This window comes from Spirosoma profusum, from assembly GCF_014699005.1.
GTDB lineage: Bacteria > Bacteroidota > Bacteroidia > Cytophagales > Spirosomataceae > Spirosoma > Spirosoma profusum.
Window position 1 is genome coordinate 21,808 of sequence record NZ_JACWZY010000019.1, and the last position, 17,751, is coordinate 39,558.

The following is a 17,751-nucleotide window of genomic DNA, read 5'->3' on the forward strand; positions in this document are numbered from 1 at the left end:
AGCTACTTCATTAGCATGATAGCCGCCATGATCTCCATGCCCTCCCAGAGATATTGTACCTTAACGTTCTCATTTTCGGCGTGTTGATTGTTGTCATAATTTACGACCGGCACCGACACTACGTTGGCTTTCAATACACTTTCAAATAAATAAAGCGGTAAACTCCCACCCGATGAGGGCGAAATAACAATAGGCTCAGCGGTAGTTGATTGAACCGCCTTAATGACCGATTGTGCAACAGGTAAATCGAGGGGAGTTCGCTGGGCGTTGTAGCCGTGTCCCTGGGTGATTTTGATGAGCTTCGGATACTGCTGGCGTTCGGCATCGGTCGGGTCGTGGTCGATGATCTGATAACCCTGACCCTGAATATGATCTCTGACCCGCCCAATCTGCCGTGTTACGTCGTTCCCCCGAACAAGTCGCAAATCGAGAACTGCTTCGGCTTTGGCCGGTATTACGTTACCTGCCATCGCGCCCACATTAGCGCTTTGAAATCCGTTGATATTCAGCGTCGGACGCATGAGCAATTCGACAAACGGCGTTCCGTTGCCGTCGGGTTTTGCGATGCCTAATTCCTGTTTCAGGGCGGCTTCCATATTTGGCACCTTGGCCAGCGCCTGTTTTTCGGAGGCTGATAATGGTGCTACGTCGTCATAGAATCCCTTGATGAGCACTTTGTCATCATCATCTTTCATACTGGCTAGTAATTTCACTAGTCGCCAAGCCGGATTGGGTGCCCAGTTGCCATAGTTGCCACTGTGCAATGGGCGCTTCGGTCCGTACACAGTTAGGTGCATATTCACATCGCCCCGAACCCCGAACTGAACGATACGTTTCCCCGATACGTGGCGAGGGCCATCGGCAATAATCCAGAGATCGCTGGCGAGTTTATCGCGGTGTTTCTCGAAAATTTCACCCAGGTGCGTCGAGCCAACTTCTTCTTCGCCTTCGAAGAAAAATTTCAGATTGACAGTAGGCGTAATCTTACTTTTTACGAGGGCATCATAGGCATTCAGAATAGTCATGACACCGGCTTTATCATCGGCACTCCCCCGCCCCGTCAACCGCCAGTTCGGGTCAATGGCATCGCCTGATTTGTACGTTGTCACGATTTTGCCGCCCTGCTCAACCGGTGCCGTAACGAAAACAGGCGTAAAAGGTTGCAATCCATCCGCCCACTGTTTCGGGTTTACGGGCTGGCCGTCGTAATGGGCATAAAAGATGACCGTTTTTTGAGCGCCCGGCACCTTCATTTCTCCAAAAACGGCAGGTGTCGTACCAGGTTTAGCGCCATCGAGCAGAATCGGTTGAATGCCCCGCTGCTTCATCATCTGCATAATGAACGTAGCATTTTTTCGGATGTTAACCGAATCACTCGATACGTTGGGAATGGATAAAAACTGTCGGTATTCATCCATCAACGCGGTTTCATGCGCTTTTCGATATTGACGAACCTGCTCCGTCACCGTCTGGGCGCGGGTTGAAATGACACTGATTAATACAAGGAGTACGGTTTTTTTCATGAGTATAATTCAGGTTGTATGAGTTCTTCCACTAACTGATTTTAGGCAATTCATCGAGCGATTTTGTCATGCTGACGCAGGAAGCATCTTAAAGCATCAAAACCTGAGAGTATGAAAACCTTAAGAAGCTGTCTGAAAACTATTTTGTAATTCGTTCAAAAACCCCTAAATCCCCTGAAGGGGACTTTGTGCGAGTTAAGTCCCCTTCAGGGGATTTAGGGGTTTTTCAGACAGTTTCTAAGATGCTTCCTTCGTCAGCATGACAAAATCACTACGCCTACCGCCCCGATGCCGCCTTGTTTGTTACGTCGGGAGTTTTAGTGAACTCCATGCCTCCGCAGATTAATTTGATCACCTTACCCTGCGTATCAAGGATGAAACTGACGGGGTCTTTGCCATTCCAGAACTGATCGTACCGGAGCCGGAACGTATCGAAATGCCAGTGGTCCAGATAGCCCGTCGACAGACTATTGATCGTTACGTAGAGTTTGTCGTTCCGAAGCGTTACGTCGGCTTTTCCGTAAAGCGGGTCGGTATACGTACCCACGTAAGCGGTCATTGGAAGCGATGGTTTTGTATTCATTACCCGCGTACTGTCGATTTTTCGCTCGGTCTGTTTTGCCTGTTGACGAATACCGCCGTATAGCTGTTTCAAATCCCGGCTCCAGTCACGGTCAATACCTAGCCCACCGAACGTATCAAAAGCCCGGTACATCAGTGCATGACGTACTTCGGTATGATCGAGGTTTCCCTGTACGTAAACAGCCAGTTTCCGGTCGGGAAGTTGCCCGTGAATGGCGACCATACCAGTCAGGCTACCCGTATGAAAATTGACGCGATGTCCCCGGTAATCGTGCTGGAACCAGCCCAGGCCGTAGGTTTTCCAAACGGGCTTCGTCAGTCGCTGCGTTGGGTAGAACTGGCCGTCGGTTACGAGCGTCTGCGGCTTGAACAGTTCGGCCCACGTAGCGGGTTTTAGCAACGTTTTTCCGTTGTATCGGCCACTGTCGAGCATGCACTGCATCCAGGCCGCTACGTCGTCGGGGCAGGTCCACACCGAACCCGCCGGACCTATGGCATCTACCAGTCCCTCTTCGGTTGGACTGTCGACAAGCCGGATCGTATCGTTCACCTCTACGTGCGGTTTCGCCCGATTGGCGTCTGTTACGTCCTTGAATAACGCTTTGGTACGTTGCATACCCAGTGGTTCGAACAGACGCGTTCGGATGAATACCTCCCAGGGCATTCCGCTCACTTTTTCGAGCACTTTCCCGGCAGCCAGATACATGATATTCTGATAAATGAACCCCGAACGTAGCGAATACGAAGGTTTGATCAGCCGCATCCGACGTAGTATTTCATCCGACGGAATCTGCATGGCGGCCCACAATACGTCGGCATTTCCGACGCCCGTATTATGAATGAGCAAATCGCGCACCCGAACCTCACGCGTAACGGCGGGGTCATAAAACAGAAAGTCGGGTAAATAATTGACCACGGGATCGTCCCATCGCAGTTTCCCTTCATCGACAAGCATCCCCAGACAGGCGGCAGTCATGGCTTTGGTGGTCGACGCCATCGCAAATAGTGTCTGTGTATCAACGGATTCGGTTTTGGCAGTTGATGCCGGACGTAGCGCCCGAACGCCGTAGCCTTTCTTGAATAGTACCTTACCCTCTTTCACAACCGTAACCGTCAAACCCGGTACGTGCCAGTCGCGCACAGCTTGCTGCACGTACGCATCAAAGTGAGCGAGGGAATCCGTCTGTTTTTTTGTGGATTGGGCGAACAGAAGCTGACACGTAGTGACGAAGACCGTCAGGAAAGTAAAGGCTTGTTTCATGGCAGGTTGATGGTTGCCCTAAGATAATGTTTTATCAGTTTGCCAAAACGCGAATTCAGGCGTCTATGTGTAGATTTGCTTTATTCCTTCTATTGTTCTTCAAATACAACCATGTTTTATCGAAAGCATCATAAATTCTGGCAAGCTGTAGCTATTCTCCTGTTAGCTCTTTACGTTCCCAAGTCCAGTTGGGCGCAATCGAAAGCCAGCGCTGTAGCGGCTATCACCGAAAGTGACATTAAACGTGACCTTTTTGCACTCGCCGGCGATCATTTTCGAGGCCGCGAAGGTGGCTCACTCGATGAATTAAAGGCTTCGGTCTGGATTGCCGATCAGCTACGGGCTATGGGTCTGCAACCGGCGGGCGACGACGGTACGTTCTTCCAGTTCTTTCATATTCAGCGCACACGTATCACCGAAACCAGCCGACTGAACATCGGTACGCATCAACTGACGCATGGTCAGGACGCATTTATTCTGGCTCCAGCCATTGCCTCAGTCGATGCGCCACTGGTATTTGTGGGAAAAGGTACGCCCGATGAACTGGCGAAGGTCGATATAAAGGGAAAAGCCGTTGCGCTGGAATTTTCCGGAACGGCACCGGCCGAATTAAGCTACCGACGCTTTCTGCTTGGTACCATGAACCGTCGGGCGGCCGAGTTAGTGAAAGCCGGGGCGTTGGCCGTTATTTGGGTATCGAACGCCGATGCGCAGTTTTATTTCGACCGCTGGACCACCGGCCTTGAACGGGGCCGCTACGACCTCCCCGGCGGAACCAACACCCGCGTGTTTTCGCAAGCACCCACTGTTTGGCTACCGGCTAGTACGCTGGACTGGATAAAGCAACCTAACCAGCAGTTTACCAACGTAGTAAACGTCGAAAGTTTTAACTATCCATCCGTGAACATCGTTGCTAAAGTGCCGGGAACTGATCCTACACTCAAAAATGAATACGTCCTGTTCAGCACTCACCAGGACCATGATGGTGTTCGGCGGGCGGTAGCGGGTGATTCCATCTGGAACGGCGCCGACGATAACGCCAGTGGTTGCGTAGCGACAATGGCTATCGGACGAGCGTTCGCCCGAAAACCAGGGAAACGGTCAGCCTTGTTTGTTTTTCACGGGGCTGAAGAACGTGGATTGTTAGGTTCTCGATACTACGTTGAAAAACCCACAGTACCCCGTTCGTCTATCGTGGCCGTTCTGAATGCCGAGATGATTGGTCGGAATGCCGCCGATAGTGCCTGCATTCTGGGTCAGCACCCCCCGCACCGCAACTCAACTGATCTGGTGAATGCAGCTCTGGCCGTAAACCAGTCAGAATCGCATTTCAAACTGGATACGCTCTGGGATAAACCCGATCATCCTGAAGGCTGGTATTTCCGCTCCGACCACCTCCCCTACGCCCGCGCCAACGTACCGGCCATTGCCTTCACCAGCCTGCTCCATCCTGACTACCATACGCCCAAAGACGAACCGGAACGTATCAATACGTCCAAAGTGACACGTATCGCCAAGTGGATTTACCTGACCGGTTGGGACGTAGCAAATCGACCGCAGCGCGTAGGACTGGATAAAGATTTTAAACTGGAACGGTAGTTTTTTGTCATGCTGGGTAACGAAGCATGATAAAAAACTCCTTTATGATCAAAACTTTCAAATGAAATTACAACCACTACGTAGCATCTATTTTTATTGGCTGGCACTAGCTTTTCTGACTGCCTGCCACCGCCAACCGGCTAAAGAGACAACGTACTTCCCGGCAAAGGGCGATACTTGGGAACACCGCGCTCCGGCTCAGGTTGGTATGGATGCTAACCTACTCGAACAGGCGGTTGCTTTTGCCAAAACGCAGGAAACCAAGCAGATGCCGCCGGATTTTTCGACGCAGGAAGAAATTTTCGGAAAGTTACTCGGCCCGATGCCGACCAGCCGGGCGGCTACGAATGGCATCGTTATCCGGCACGGCTACATTGTGGCCGAATGGGGAGAAACCCAACGCCCTGACCCGACATATAGCGCGGCTAAAAGCGTATTATCAACCATTGTCGGCATCTCACACGAACGCGGATTGATTCCTGATATTCACGAACCGGTAGCCAAATTGATTCACGACGGTGGCTACGATTCCGAACAAAACCGAAACATTACGTGGGAGCACCATCTTCAGCAATCGAGCGAGTGGGAAGGGGCGTTGTGGGGTAAAAACAGCGATTTTGTTGGAAAAGAAGCCTTCGGCCGAGGAGAACGCAAACCCCGCTCGCTTCAGAAACCCGGTACGTTCTATGAGTACAACGACGTACGAATCAACCGTATGGCGCTTTCGCTGCTACGTCTCTGGAAAAAGCCCATCCCCGACGTAGTACGGGACGAAATCATGAACCCGATTGGTGCGTCAGATACCTGGCGCTACGTTACCTATCCGAATGCTGTGGCCGACATAGACGGAAAACAAATGCCCTCGGTTAGTGGCGGTACCCGCTGGGGCGGTGGTCTGTGGATAAACACCCGTGACGAAGCTCGTTTCGGATACCTGTTTCTGCGGCAGGGACGGTGGGGCAACAAGCAGATTGTTTCCTCGGATTGGGTCAAACAGGCGACCAGGCCCAGTCCGTATGGCCCGGATTACGGGTATTTGTGGTGGCTGAATACGGGCACCAGTTCGACCGGCAAGAAAGCCTGGCCTGACGCTCCAACAACGAGTTATGCCGCCATCGGTGCCGGTTCCAATATCATCTGGGTCGATCCAGAGCATGACCTGGTGATTGTCTGGCGGTGGCACGACGGCAACCCTAATGAATTGTTCAAACGGGTACTGGCAGCGGTGAAGCAGTAATATTTTTTGTCATGCTAAGGTACGAAGCATCTTAAGGTTTACTAACTAGATCGTTCGGATGCCTTAAGATGCTTCGTACCTCAGCATGACAAAAACCCTGGTTTTGAGACTAGTGTTAGAGTTAAATTTGGGAAGCTTCTGCTTAACCCAGGCTTACGTTTACAAGTAGACTAACCCGAAATTCTGCTTAGGTTGATACGTATTCTCTTCGGCATATGCATACCAGAGTCATCGTATTTAGTGCGGCTATTATCGGCGTAGGATTGCTGCTTTCATCGTTCCTGGGTTTGTTCGAGGAACGTATCGATTTCAATACGCAGGTAAAACCGATTCTGAACAAGAACTGCATTACGTGTCACGGAGGAGTTAAAAAAGCGAGTGGCTTTTCGGTTCTGTTTCGGCACGAAGCGCTGGCTCCGGCTAAATCGGGCAAACCCGCCATCATCCCCGGCGATGCTGATGCCAGTGAAATGATACGTCGGTTAACCCTGACCGACCATGAGGAACGGATGCCGCTGGAAGCTGACCCGCTCAAGCCGGAAGACATTGATGTACTCCGCAAATGGATCGATCAGGGTGCTGAATGGGGCGATCACTGGGCTTATACCCGCGTCGAAAAACCGGACGTACCAAAAATTGGCACATTCTGGAGCCGTTTGGGAATTGCTGATAATCAGGAGCAGAATTGGGCCAAGAATGAAATCGACCATTTCATTCTCGAAAAACTTCGCGAACACGACCTCAAACCATCGCCCGAAGCTGATAAAGCCACACTCATCCGTCGCCTTTCACTCGATATTACCGGACTACCTCCGACTGAAAAAGAGGTTACCGATTTTGTCCAGGATAAATCCCTAAATGCTTACGAGAACGTAGTAAACCGGCTTCTGGCCTCGCCTGCGTATGGCGAACGCTGGACGGCTCTCTGGCTCGATTTAGCCCGATACGCTGACTCGAAAGGGTATGAAAAAGATGCCCAGCGAAGTCTATGGAGGTACCGCGACTGGGTTATTAACGCGTTCAATCAGGATAAGCCATACGACCAGTTCGCAGTCGAACAACTGGCCGGCGATCTGCTCTCCAACCGCACTGACGATCAGTTGATTGCGACGGGATTCCACCGCAATACGATGACTAACGACGAAGGCGGTACGCAGGATGAAGAATTCCGAACAGCCGCCATCATCGACCGGGTCAATACTACGTGGGACGTATTTCAAGGTACTACGTTTGCCTGCGTACAGTGCCACAGTCACCCCTACGACCCGTTTACGCACGATGAATACTACAAGTACCTCGCTTTTTTCAACAATACGCGCGACGAAGACGTAGAGAATGACTCACCCAAGCTCCGGTTTTTCAAAGGTACGGATTCGGTGAACGTAGCGGAATTGAAAACGTGGGTGCAAACCCATGCATCGCAACCGCAGCAGGTGCAGGACTGGATGAATTTCGTTCGGATGACCGAGCCTAAAATCAATTCGCACGACTTCGATCAATACGTCAATTCGTCGTTACTTGGCGCGCAGTATTACGGATTTTACCACGGTGGGTCGTCACGTATTAAAAGTGTAAACCTCACCGGCATGAACCGGCTGGTGATGGCAATCGGGACAAAATCGGATAGTGCTACGTTAACGCTACGTCAGGATAGCCCAACCGGACCATCCATCCTGACGCTGCCTGTTCCGAAAACCGGTAGTCCGTGGAATGACTCGATTATGGTGCTGGCGCTGCCGAAACTGTCGGGGCGTCATCATCTTTACCTAACGCTCGACAATCCGAAAAAGCCGCAAGACTGGACTATGGTTAAGTGGCTGTCGTTCAGACCCGCCCTCCCCGGAACACCTGCTACGTCGCTGGGAGAGGCAGATCAAAAGCTTCAAACCATCCTCAACGGCAATCCAGAAACCACACTCGTTTTACTGGAAGGATCAGGCAATTTCGCCCGAAAAACGCACGTTTTCGAGCGGGGAAACTGGCTGGTCAAAGGGGAAGTTGTGACGCCAGACGTACCAAAATCGTTGCCCGCGTTTACGACCGATACGAATGGAAAAGAACTACCACGCAACCGATTGGGTCTGGCCCAATGGATGGTCAGCCGCGAAAACCCACTTACGGCTCGTGTGGCTGTCAATCGGTTGTGGGAGCAATTATTCGGCACTGGTCTGGTTGAAACGGTTGAGGATTTGGGCACGCAGGGCATCCCGCCCACGCATCGGAAACTGCTGGATTATCTGGCTGCCGAGTTTATGGAAACCGATCACTGGTCCGTGAAGCGCCTGTTGAAGCGCATGGTTATGTCGGCAACGTATCAGCAACGGTCGAGTGTGTCGGCGGACGTATTGGCCAAAGACCCGTTCAATCGCTGGCTGGCGCGGGGGCCACGCGTGCGGCTCACCAGCGAGCAGGTTCGTGATCAGGCGCTGACTGTCAGCGGGTTGCTGAGTCGCAAAATGTTTGGTCCCAGCGTAATGCCCGCCCAACCCGATGGCATCTGGCAATCGCCCTATAACGGCGAAAGCTGGAAATTAAGCGATGGTTCAGACAAGTATCGCCGAGCGTTGTATACCCACTGGAAACGTACCGCCCCCTATCCGTCGATGCTCACGTTCGACAGCCCCAGCCGCGAGTTTTGTCAGGTACGTCGGATACGTACCAACACACCTTTGCAGGCGCTCGTTACGTTGAACGACCCCGTTTTCGTAGAGTCGGCGCAGGCGCTGGCGACTTCGATGCAGCAACAGGGTAAAACGGCGGAACAGCAGATTCAGGCAGGTTTCCGACAGGTGATGCTACGTAATCCAAGCCCAAACAAACTGGCGGTACTGCTACGTTTATACAAGCAGTCCGAGATGTATTACAAAAAACATCCAGCCGACGCGCAGACCTTTATGGGGTGTTATGGCTCTAACGACATGCCCAGGGCAACACCCGAACTGGCGGCCCTGACCGTAACGGCTAACACCATGTTGAATCTGGATGAAGTGATTACGAAAGAGTGACATGAAAAAACTCCTTGAAGAACTCCAGCAAGCAGCTCTGCAACGGGAAACCCGGCGGCATTTTCTGCATACCTGCTCCACGGGCATAGGTGCAATGGCGATGAGCACTGTACTCGGTAGCTGCGGCTTTTTTGGCGAATCGGATAAGAAAGGTGTAGTGGGTACGCAGGTGCCGGGTTCGGGGGAAAGGGAGCCGATGGATGTTCGGACGGCCCAGTTTGCAGGGAAGGCTAAACGGGTGATTTACATTCACATGGCCGGTTCGCCCTCGCAGCTGGAGTTGTTTGATTACAAGCCTGAATTGCAAAAATACGACGGGAAGGATTGCCCGCAATCGTTGCTTGAAGGGAAGAAATTCGCCTTTATTCGGGGGGTTCCCAAGATGCTTGGCCCACAGGCGAAGTTTGCCCAGCGTGGTCAGTCGGGCGCGTGGATTTCGGATTATTTGCCGCACCTTCATCGCGTGACCGACGAAATTACGTTTCTGAAAGCGATGCACACCGACCAGTTCAACCATGCTCCGGCACAGTTGCTGATGCACACCGGTTCAGCTCGGTTGGGTCGGCCCAGTATCGGGTCGTGGGTGACGTATGGCTTGGGTTCAGAAAACGACAATCTACCGGGCTATATCGTGTTGGCATCCGGCGGCAAACAACCTGATGCCGGTAAGTCGGTTTGGGGCAGCGGTTTTCTGCCTTCTGTATATCAGGGCGTTCAGTGCCGAACCGACGGCGAACCGGTTCTCTACGTATCGGACCCGGCCGGGATGCCCCGCGACATTCGAAAAGGTACCATTGACGCTATCTCCGAAATCAATCGGCAGCAGTACGACGAAGTTAAAGATCCGGAAGTGCTCACCCGGATTGCCCAGTATGAACTCGCGTTTCGGATGCAGATGTCGGTTCCCGACGCAATGGACATCAAAGGCGAACCCCAATACATGCTCGACATGTATGGCGTTGATCCAAACAAAGGCTCGTTCTCCCGAAACTGTCTGCTGGCCCGTCGGCTAGTCGAGCGTGGCGTTCGTTTCGTACAGTTGTTCGACTGGGGTTGGGATGCCCACGGTACCGATACCAGCACCGCCCTCGATCTCGGTTTTCATGACAAATGCCGCCAATCAGATCAAGCTGTAGCCGCTTTATTGACCGACCTCAAACAACGCGGTTTGCTCGAAGATACGCTGGTCGTTTGGGGTGGCGAGTTCGGCAGGACACCAATGCAGGAAAACCGCGATGGACAAAGTCTTCCCTTCAAAGGTCGCGACCATCATCTGGAAGCATTCACGGTCTGGATGGCGGGTGGTGGCGTCAAACGCGGCTTTTCGTTCGGCGAAACCGACGATATTGGCTACTACGGCGTGAAAGATAAAGTGCATGTGCATGATTTACAGGCTACGATTCTGCACTTACTGGGTTTCAACCACGAAAAATTCACGTATCAGTTTCAGGGCCGCCCCTTCCGCCTTACCGACGTAGCAGGGAAGGTTATCAAGCCCATTCTAGCGTAATTTTATAACTCCGCTTTTTTGTGGCGTCAGATGAAAGCATCTGACGCCACAAAAAATAGCATAATACCTTCAAGTCAGACATTTATCAGAAAAGTCAGGTCGCCACTGTGGTCTGTACGATCGGCGCAACGTAGCACAAGCAACTATTTTTTCGCTGTCGACTTACCTTCTCCTTCTTCCTCCGATATATACTCGAAATGGTTACGGTCGGGGGCGCGCTACGTGGTTAATTCAACAAGCCGACGTAGTACAGCGCGTCAGTATACCCGTCGATCATACTTTTGGTATACTCTTGTTGCAGGTGAACACTCATAAAGCTTACAAAAACTGAAAATTCTAAAGCGATAACACTGAGGGGATTTTAATGGAAAACCAGACTGTTTTACGGTCTGGTTTTTTGTTGGCTCCGGGCTGTCGCTATTGTGGCGATACGTATCAAGTTAACAGTTGAATACGTAATTTTATGGCCGCACGACTGTGCTATTTCGGTCACTACACTACGTACTTCCCTAAAACTGATGAAATCAAATCCGTTACGTCAATCAACAAATGGTTTCCTTCCTGGATACAGCTCCCGAGCGCTACGTAGTATTCGACAGTCGCTACGTCTGTTTGCACTGGTTTGCGCCGTATTTTTTACTGACAACATAGCAGCACAGTCGCTCAAGTCGGTTTCGGTTGATAGTATTGATGCGATTGTTCAGAAGCATATGAACGCCAAACATATTCCGGGCGTTTCGATTGCCGTGGTTCAGAAGGGGAACGTAGTACTGGCCAAAGGTTACGGTCTCGCGAATGTTGAGCTGAACGTAGCGGCCTCACCGCAAAGTGTTTATGCCATTGGTTCCGTCAGTAAACAGTTGATTGCCACCGGCATTCTAATTTTGGCGCAGGAAGGCAAACTGAAACTGGATGACGAAATCCATCAATATTTTCCCAAAGCCCCGCAAACCTGGCAGGGCATTACGCTACGTCATTTGTTGTCGCATACGTCTGGCCTGATCCGGGAATCCCCAGCGTTCGATGCCACAGAAGTAAAACCTGATTCTGCTTTGGTAGAAGCTGCATTTCCGCTGCCGTTAGTGTTCCCGGTTGGCACCAAGTGGCAATACTGTAATGTCGGCTACTTTGCGTTGGCCGATATTATCCGTAAAGTTTCGGGGCAATCCTGGTCTACGTTTATGAAACAGCGGGTTTTTACTCCGCTGGATATGTCAACCACCAGAACCACTACATTAACAGAGATTGTTCCAAACCGGGCCGACGGTTACACTTGGGAAAAAGATCATCGCCACCGGGCAATTGCCTACCGGGCGCTACGTCCCAGCGGTGCTTTTCTGTCGACGGTGCTGGACCTCGCGAAATGGGATGCCGCTTTATATACGGACAAAATTCTGACAGCAGCGAGTCGCAAACAATCCTGGACACCTTTTGTCCTGACCGATGGGAAGCCCTACCCTTATGGTTTTGGCTGGCAGATTGATTCGTTACAGGGCACTCCGCGTGTTCACCATGGTGGGTCGCTACCCGGATTTCGGTCGGAATACGCTCGTTTTCCAGAAACCGGTTTGTCGGTTATCGTTCTAACGAATGCAGATGAAGCGCTGCCGGGAGTGATTGCGCAGGAAATCGCTACGTTATACCTGCGTCCGGCGCGGTCGAAGACAGTGAGTGGCCGGTAGAGTACGTAGTGGTTTTGCTGAATCTAATTTGTCATAGTATTTTTCGTCATGCTGAGGAACGAAGCATCTTAAAAACCTCTTCACTCTCGAGTCAGGATGCCTTAAGATGCTTCGTTCCTCAGCATGACATAAAAAAATCCCATTTTCACTTATGATTGCTGTGATTCAGCGTGTTACGCAAGCTTCAGTACGTATTGACAATGAAATCAAAGGCCAGATTGGCGCCGGTTTTCTTGTATTGCTGGGCATTACGCATACTGATACGCGTGAGGATATTGACTGGCTTAGCCGGAAGATTGTTGGTCTGCGTGTTTTTGGCGACGATGAAGGTAAAATGAACCTCGATCTGGCCGCTATAGATGGTAATATTCTGTTAATCAGCCAGTTTACGCTGCACGCCAACACTAAAAAAGGGAATCGACCCAGCTTCATCGAAGCCGCCCGCCCCGACATAGCAATTCCCCTTTACGAAACCATGATTTCGCACTTATCGGATGAGTTAGGAAAACCAATTCAAACCGGTACGTTCGGAGCCGACATGAAAGTATCGTTGCTCAACGACGGGCCTGTTACGATTATCATCGATTCCAAAAACCGCATCTAGTTGCCCATGCTGAGTAGCTTTTGAACGTACTGCCCAATCTATTTTGATTCGTTACGCAAAGTCGTTTACCAGCGCACCCAATTATTCTGCTGCTCTTTAATAAGTTTAATGTGAAGTATGGGTAGTTGCTTTTTGTCATCCTGACGAAGCCGGGCCGCCGGAGCGGAAGAATGGCAAAAAAGTAATTACCTATACTTCACGTTAAGGCCAGTAGCGTAAAATACAGATTATAAGCCATTTTCAGTGGCTACTGTTAAGCCCCTCTCCCCCAACAGATTACTGTCAAATAATTTTTTTCAATCTTGCCAGAAGGACTAGATGACCAAATGAGATTAAAATCGTCTTAAAATTAATTTACATTAAAAATAGATTAAAAATACTGATTCGCTTACCTATATAGCCCCGTATACTTTTCCATAAATAGCGTATTTATGAGCATTAATGGTTGGTCAATTACTTATATACCAGTGGATTTCGATCCCTTTGCTGGAGAGGAATCGACACGCTACGTCCCTATTACTCAGTCACAACAGGAGATATGGACTGCCTGTCAGTTAGGTGGCGATGACGCAAATCGTGCTTTTAATGAGTCGATCTCGTTACGGTTTGACGGTAAACTTCATGAAGGTGCTTTTCACCTTGCCTGGAGTGACGTAGTAGCTCGCCATGAAGCACTGCGCGTTACGTTCAGCCCAACCGGGGAGCAAATGTGCATTTCTGATGACCTGACGGTACCTCTTATTCTACAGGATCTTTCAGACACGGATCTTGCTCGACAAGCCGCAGCCATAAATGAGCATACGCAATTAGAGTCTCATTTTCTATTTGATCTAGAATCCGGGCCATTAGCCAGGGCAACCTTGATCAAGCTAGGCAGCACACGCTGGCATTTCACGTTGACTGTTCACCACATCATTTGCGACGGGTGGTCGCTGGGTGTTCTATTTCAGGAATTGGGTAAGCTCTACACAGATTATAGTGAGGGTAACACAGCCATTCCTTTACCAACTCCAGCTCAGATTAGCCAATACAGCCTTGATCAACAGGACTTTGTACAAAGTGATACGTATGCGTCCTGTGAAGCATTCTGGCTTAGCCAGTTTCGTTCGAACGTACCGACGGTCAGTTTGCCTACCGACGTACCCCGTCCGATTCCGCGTACGTACGCTTGTAATCGAGCCGATTTCGTGCTGGACGCCGATATAACGGGGGCTATCAAGCGACTGGCGCTACAAACAAAGAGTAGTCTTTTAGTCACTCTGACGGCCGCTTTTGAAGTCTGGCTGCATCAACTGACCCGCCAGAAAGAAATTGTAGTTGGGCTGCCAGCAGCGGGCCAATTGGCGGTCGATCAGTATGATTTAGTTGGTCATTGTGTTCATCTGCTGCCCTTACGCAGTCAATTTGACCCAACGTATTCCTTTCTATACGTAGTGGATCGGCTTCGGCAAGAACTGTTTACCGCTAATGAAAATCAACGCGTTACGTTTGGATCGCTTTTACAAAAATTAACTATCCCACGTGATCCGGCGCGTATTCCGCTGGTACCGGTTGTGTTCAACGTCGATAGTACACCGGAGCGCGGTATTACGTTCGGAGGCCTTCGTCAGCAGCTAATCAGTAACCCACGCGCCTACGAAAATTTTGAACTCTCGCTTAATATCCTTGGCGATCAGGATGAGTTTCGCCTGTTGTGGTCCTACAACAAACAATTATTTCGAGCGACGACCATCGCACAGTTTAACAAATCGTTTGTGACTCTGTTGCAAATGATTACCCAGCGCCCAGATGCACCATTGGCCTCAATCGGTCTGGCTTTGGGCAAGGCGGAACAACGTAACATACCAGATTACTCGACTCATTATCAGCCCTACCCGCACGACAAAGCGCTCACTACGCTGCTGTCAGAAACGGCAAGCCGGTTTCCGAACAAAGTAGCACTACGTTTTCAGGCCGAAAGCCTGACTTACAAGGCCCTGGACGAACAAACTAACCTGATTGCTCATGCGCTACGTTCTCATGGCGTGCAATCGGGCGACCGCGTAGGGTTGGCTATCGAGCGCTCGATGGCGATGATTACGTTTATGCTGGGGATTCTGAAAGCGGGCGCTACGTATGTCCCGGTTGACCCGCAACATCCGGCTGAGCGGCTCTCCTTTATCATGAATGATGCCGGCTGCTGTTTGCTGTTAACCTCGCAAGCCTTTCAGGGTCGGGTAAAATTAATGATGGGTCATGAGTTGTTGATCGAGGACATTGAACCAACGTTGGGACAGTATCCTACTACGTTCCCAGAACATGGCCCCACTGGGCAGGATATCGCGTATATTCTCTACACATCCGGCACGACAGGCCATCCGAAAGGTGCGCTTATCCGTCATCACAGCGTAACGAACGTACTGTATAGCGTTGCCCGCGAACCGGGACTCACGCATACCGACAAAACGATTGCGCTGGCAACTATCGCTTTTGACCTGGCGGTCGTAGAAATCTATACACCGCTGCTGGTGGGTGCCGAACTGATCATAGTGGATTCGGCAACGGCGCGCAATGCCGAAGCGCTCGCCAACTTGCTGAGTGATACGTCGATTACCTTCGTGCAAACCACCCCCGCTACGTTTCGGATGCTGCTGGCTGCGGGTTGGCAAGGCCATGATCGCCTTCGTGCTGTCTCCTGTGCGGAAGCACTGCCTATGGATTTAGCCCAAAAGCTGTTGACATATTGCGCTGAACTCTGGAATTTTTACGGGCCTACCGAAACCACCATTTACGCTACGGGCAAACGTATTTTACCAACTGACGAGTACATAACCATCGGGCATCCTATCGCCAATACGCGCATCTATTTAGTTGACGAAACGGGCCAACTGGCTCCAGAAGGACAGTCAGGTGAGATATGCATTGCGGGCGAAGGCGTGTCGGGCGTGTACCTGAACCGGCCCGAATTAACGGCAGAAAAATTCATCGACAACCCTTTTTCCTCCATCCCTGAAAAACTCTACCGAACTGGTGATTTAGGCGCATTCGCACCGGGCACCGCAACGACTCGTCCGGATATTGTGTACAAAGGCCGTCTCGATCATCAGGTAAAAATTCGCGGTTTCCGAATCGAACTGGCTGAAATTGAACACGTACTACGTAAACTGCCGGACGTTGATGAAGCTACCGTACTAGCGCGGGAATACCAACCGGGCGATCAGCGATTAGTGGCATACGTAGTAACTCGGAATACGATTACCGAACGTTACGTCCAGCATGGCTACGTATCACTCATCGGTGAAGAGCTTCAGAAATGGCGTCAGTTGGCTGCTACGTCGCTACCCGATTATATGGTTCCGACCGATTTTGTGATGCTGCCAACGTTACCAATTACAGCTAGTGGCAAACTGGATCGTCAGGCGTTACCCTCGCCTGTAATTCATACGTTTATACCGGTTGAAGCTGGGCAAGCCGACGCTCCTGTCCAAACCTGTACGCCGGAGGAACAGATGATCTTGTCGTTGTGGAAAGCAGCACTCCACACCAATTACATCTCACTTGACGATAACTTTTTCGAAATCGGCGGCCACTCGTTAACAGCGGTGAAAATAATGGCAGAACTGGCCCAACTCACGGGCCGTCGCCTGCCCCTTTCCTTGCTCTTTGAGCAACCTACAGTTCGAAAACTGGCTACTTTTTTGAAACAGGGCACCCAGCGTGTTTCCTGGAAATCGTTAGTACCCATCAAACCAACCGGTACTAGAAAACCGCTTTACATTGTCCACGGAGCTGGTTTGAACGTATTGTTATTCAGCACAGTTGCTCAGAATCTGCACGCCGACCAACCCATTTATGGGCTTCAGGCTCGTGGATTAAATAACATCGATGAACCTTGCCAGACCATTGAAGAGATGGCCGCGCATTACGTATCAGAGATTGTGGCTCATGATCCACAAGGCCCTTATTCGCTGAGTGGGTTTTCGTTGGGCGGAGTGATCGCGTATGAAATGGCCCGACAGCTTCTTGAGCAGGGGAAACAGGTAGATATGGTCGCTCTTTTTGATGCCGAAGCGTTTGAGTCGTCTTCAGACGTGGCCTGGTGGTTCAGAAAGTATAAGGGTCTTGAGATGTCGGGGAGAAAATTATTTCATACGATCACACTCCTAAAAGAACACGGTTGGCAGGGAATCAAGTACAAGCTGGAATCCCTTGACCGACGGCTTGTCAAAAAATACTGGCGATCAAAGGGACATCAACGCTTTGATTATGTGCTGCTTCGCAAAGCTATCGAAGTGTACTGGCAGGCTAAATTTGGGCAAACGCAGCAGCAGGAAGCCATTCTTGATTCAGCCTTTAAAATTGAAGCCATCAACGATATAGCGCTGGCCAGGTTCCAGTTACGGCCCGCCGATCTGGAAGTTCACGTGTTCAAAGCCTTGATTCAGACGTTTTACGTAGCGGACAAGGATTATTATGGCTGGCGGAATTTCGCCCGGAAAGGCGTTCATATTCACGACGTACCGGGCGAGCACAGCTATATTTTTGCGCCACCCAACGATAAAGAATTCGCCCGAATATTACAGAAAGTGCTCGACAGTCGAGGCAATTGAACATTTATTACTAACCTGAGGCTACCAGACTAGCTTCCGAGTGCAAAACTCTACAGTTGCGATCAGCCATAAATCCATTGTTTAAAGAACGCTAACTACTCAGAATACAATTTGTGGATTGACTACCTATTTGTACATTTCCCAGATAGTTTTATAACT

General features: G+C 50.6%; 9 protein-coding genes. 7 read left to right on the forward strand and 2 right to left on the reverse strand.

What is annotated here, in order from left to right:
* Positions 1–2: 2 nt before the first annotated feature.
* Both IC229_RS20540 and IC229_RS20545 read right to left on the reverse strand, forming a co-directional pair.
* Positions 3–1,523: a M20/M25/M40 family metallo-hydrolase gene (locus IC229_RS20540; protein WP_190888893.1), complete on the reverse strand. Its 1,521-nt coding sequence runs from the start codon at positions 1,521–1,523 to the stop codon at positions 3–5.
* 277 nt (positions 1,524–1,800) lie between these two features.
* Positions 1,801–3,366 carry a serine hydrolase gene (locus IC229_RS20545; RefSeq protein ID WP_190888894.1) on the reverse strand — a complete coding sequence of 522 codons (1,566 nt, stop codon included), beginning with the start codon at positions 3,364–3,366 and terminating at the stop codon, positions 1,801–1,803.
* 111 nt (positions 3,367–3,477) lie between these two features.
* Here IC229_RS20545 and IC229_RS20550 point away from each other — a divergent pair, with 111 nt between their 5' ends.
* The 7 genes from IC229_RS20550 (at position 3,478) to IC229_RS20580 (ending at position 17,592) form a co-directional block, all read left to right on the forward strand.
* Positions 3,478–4,965, forward strand: a complete 1,488-nt coding sequence (locus IC229_RS20550) for a M28 family peptidase (RefSeq protein ID WP_190888895.1) — start codon at positions 3,478–3,480, stop codon at positions 4,963–4,965.
* A gap of 61 nt (positions 4,966–5,026) precedes the next feature.
* Positions 5,027–6,202, forward strand: coding sequence for a serine hydrolase domain-containing protein (locus IC229_RS20555; RefSeq protein WP_190888896.1), 1,176 nt, complete (start codon positions 5,027–5,029; stop codon positions 6,200–6,202).
* Positions 6,203–6,417: 215 nt separating this feature from the next.
* The gene (locus IC229_RS20560) at positions 6,418–9,207 is read left to right on the forward strand and encodes a DUF1553 domain-containing protein (protein WP_190888897.1); all 2,790 of its coding nucleotides are present in this window, start codon (positions 6,418–6,420) and stop codon (positions 9,205–9,207) included.
* 1 nt (position 9,208) lies between these two features.
* Positions 9,209–10,717, forward strand: a complete 1,509-nt coding sequence (locus tag IC229_RS20565) for a DUF1501 domain-containing protein (RefSeq protein ID WP_190888898.1) — start codon at positions 9,209–9,211, stop codon at positions 10,715–10,717.
* Positions 10,718–11,235: 518 nt separating this feature from the next.
* Entirely contained in the window at positions 11,236–12,399 is a 1,164-nt protein-coding gene (locus IC229_RS20570; RefSeq protein ID WP_190888899.1) for a serine hydrolase domain-containing protein, read from the forward strand.
* Between the two features lie 151 nt (positions 12,400–12,550).
* A complete protein-coding gene (dtd, locus tag IC229_RS20575) occupies positions 12,551–13,003 on the forward strand; it encodes a D-aminoacyl-tRNA deacylase (protein WP_190888900.1) in 453 nt (150 codons plus the stop codon).
* A 467-nt stretch (positions 13,004–13,470) separates the two neighbouring features.
* Positions 13,471–17,592, forward strand: coding sequence for a non-ribosomal peptide synthetase (locus IC229_RS20580; RefSeq protein WP_317171605.1), 4,122 nt, complete (start codon positions 13,471–13,473; stop codon positions 17,590–17,592).
* Positions 17,593–17,751 lie beyond the last annotated feature (159 nt).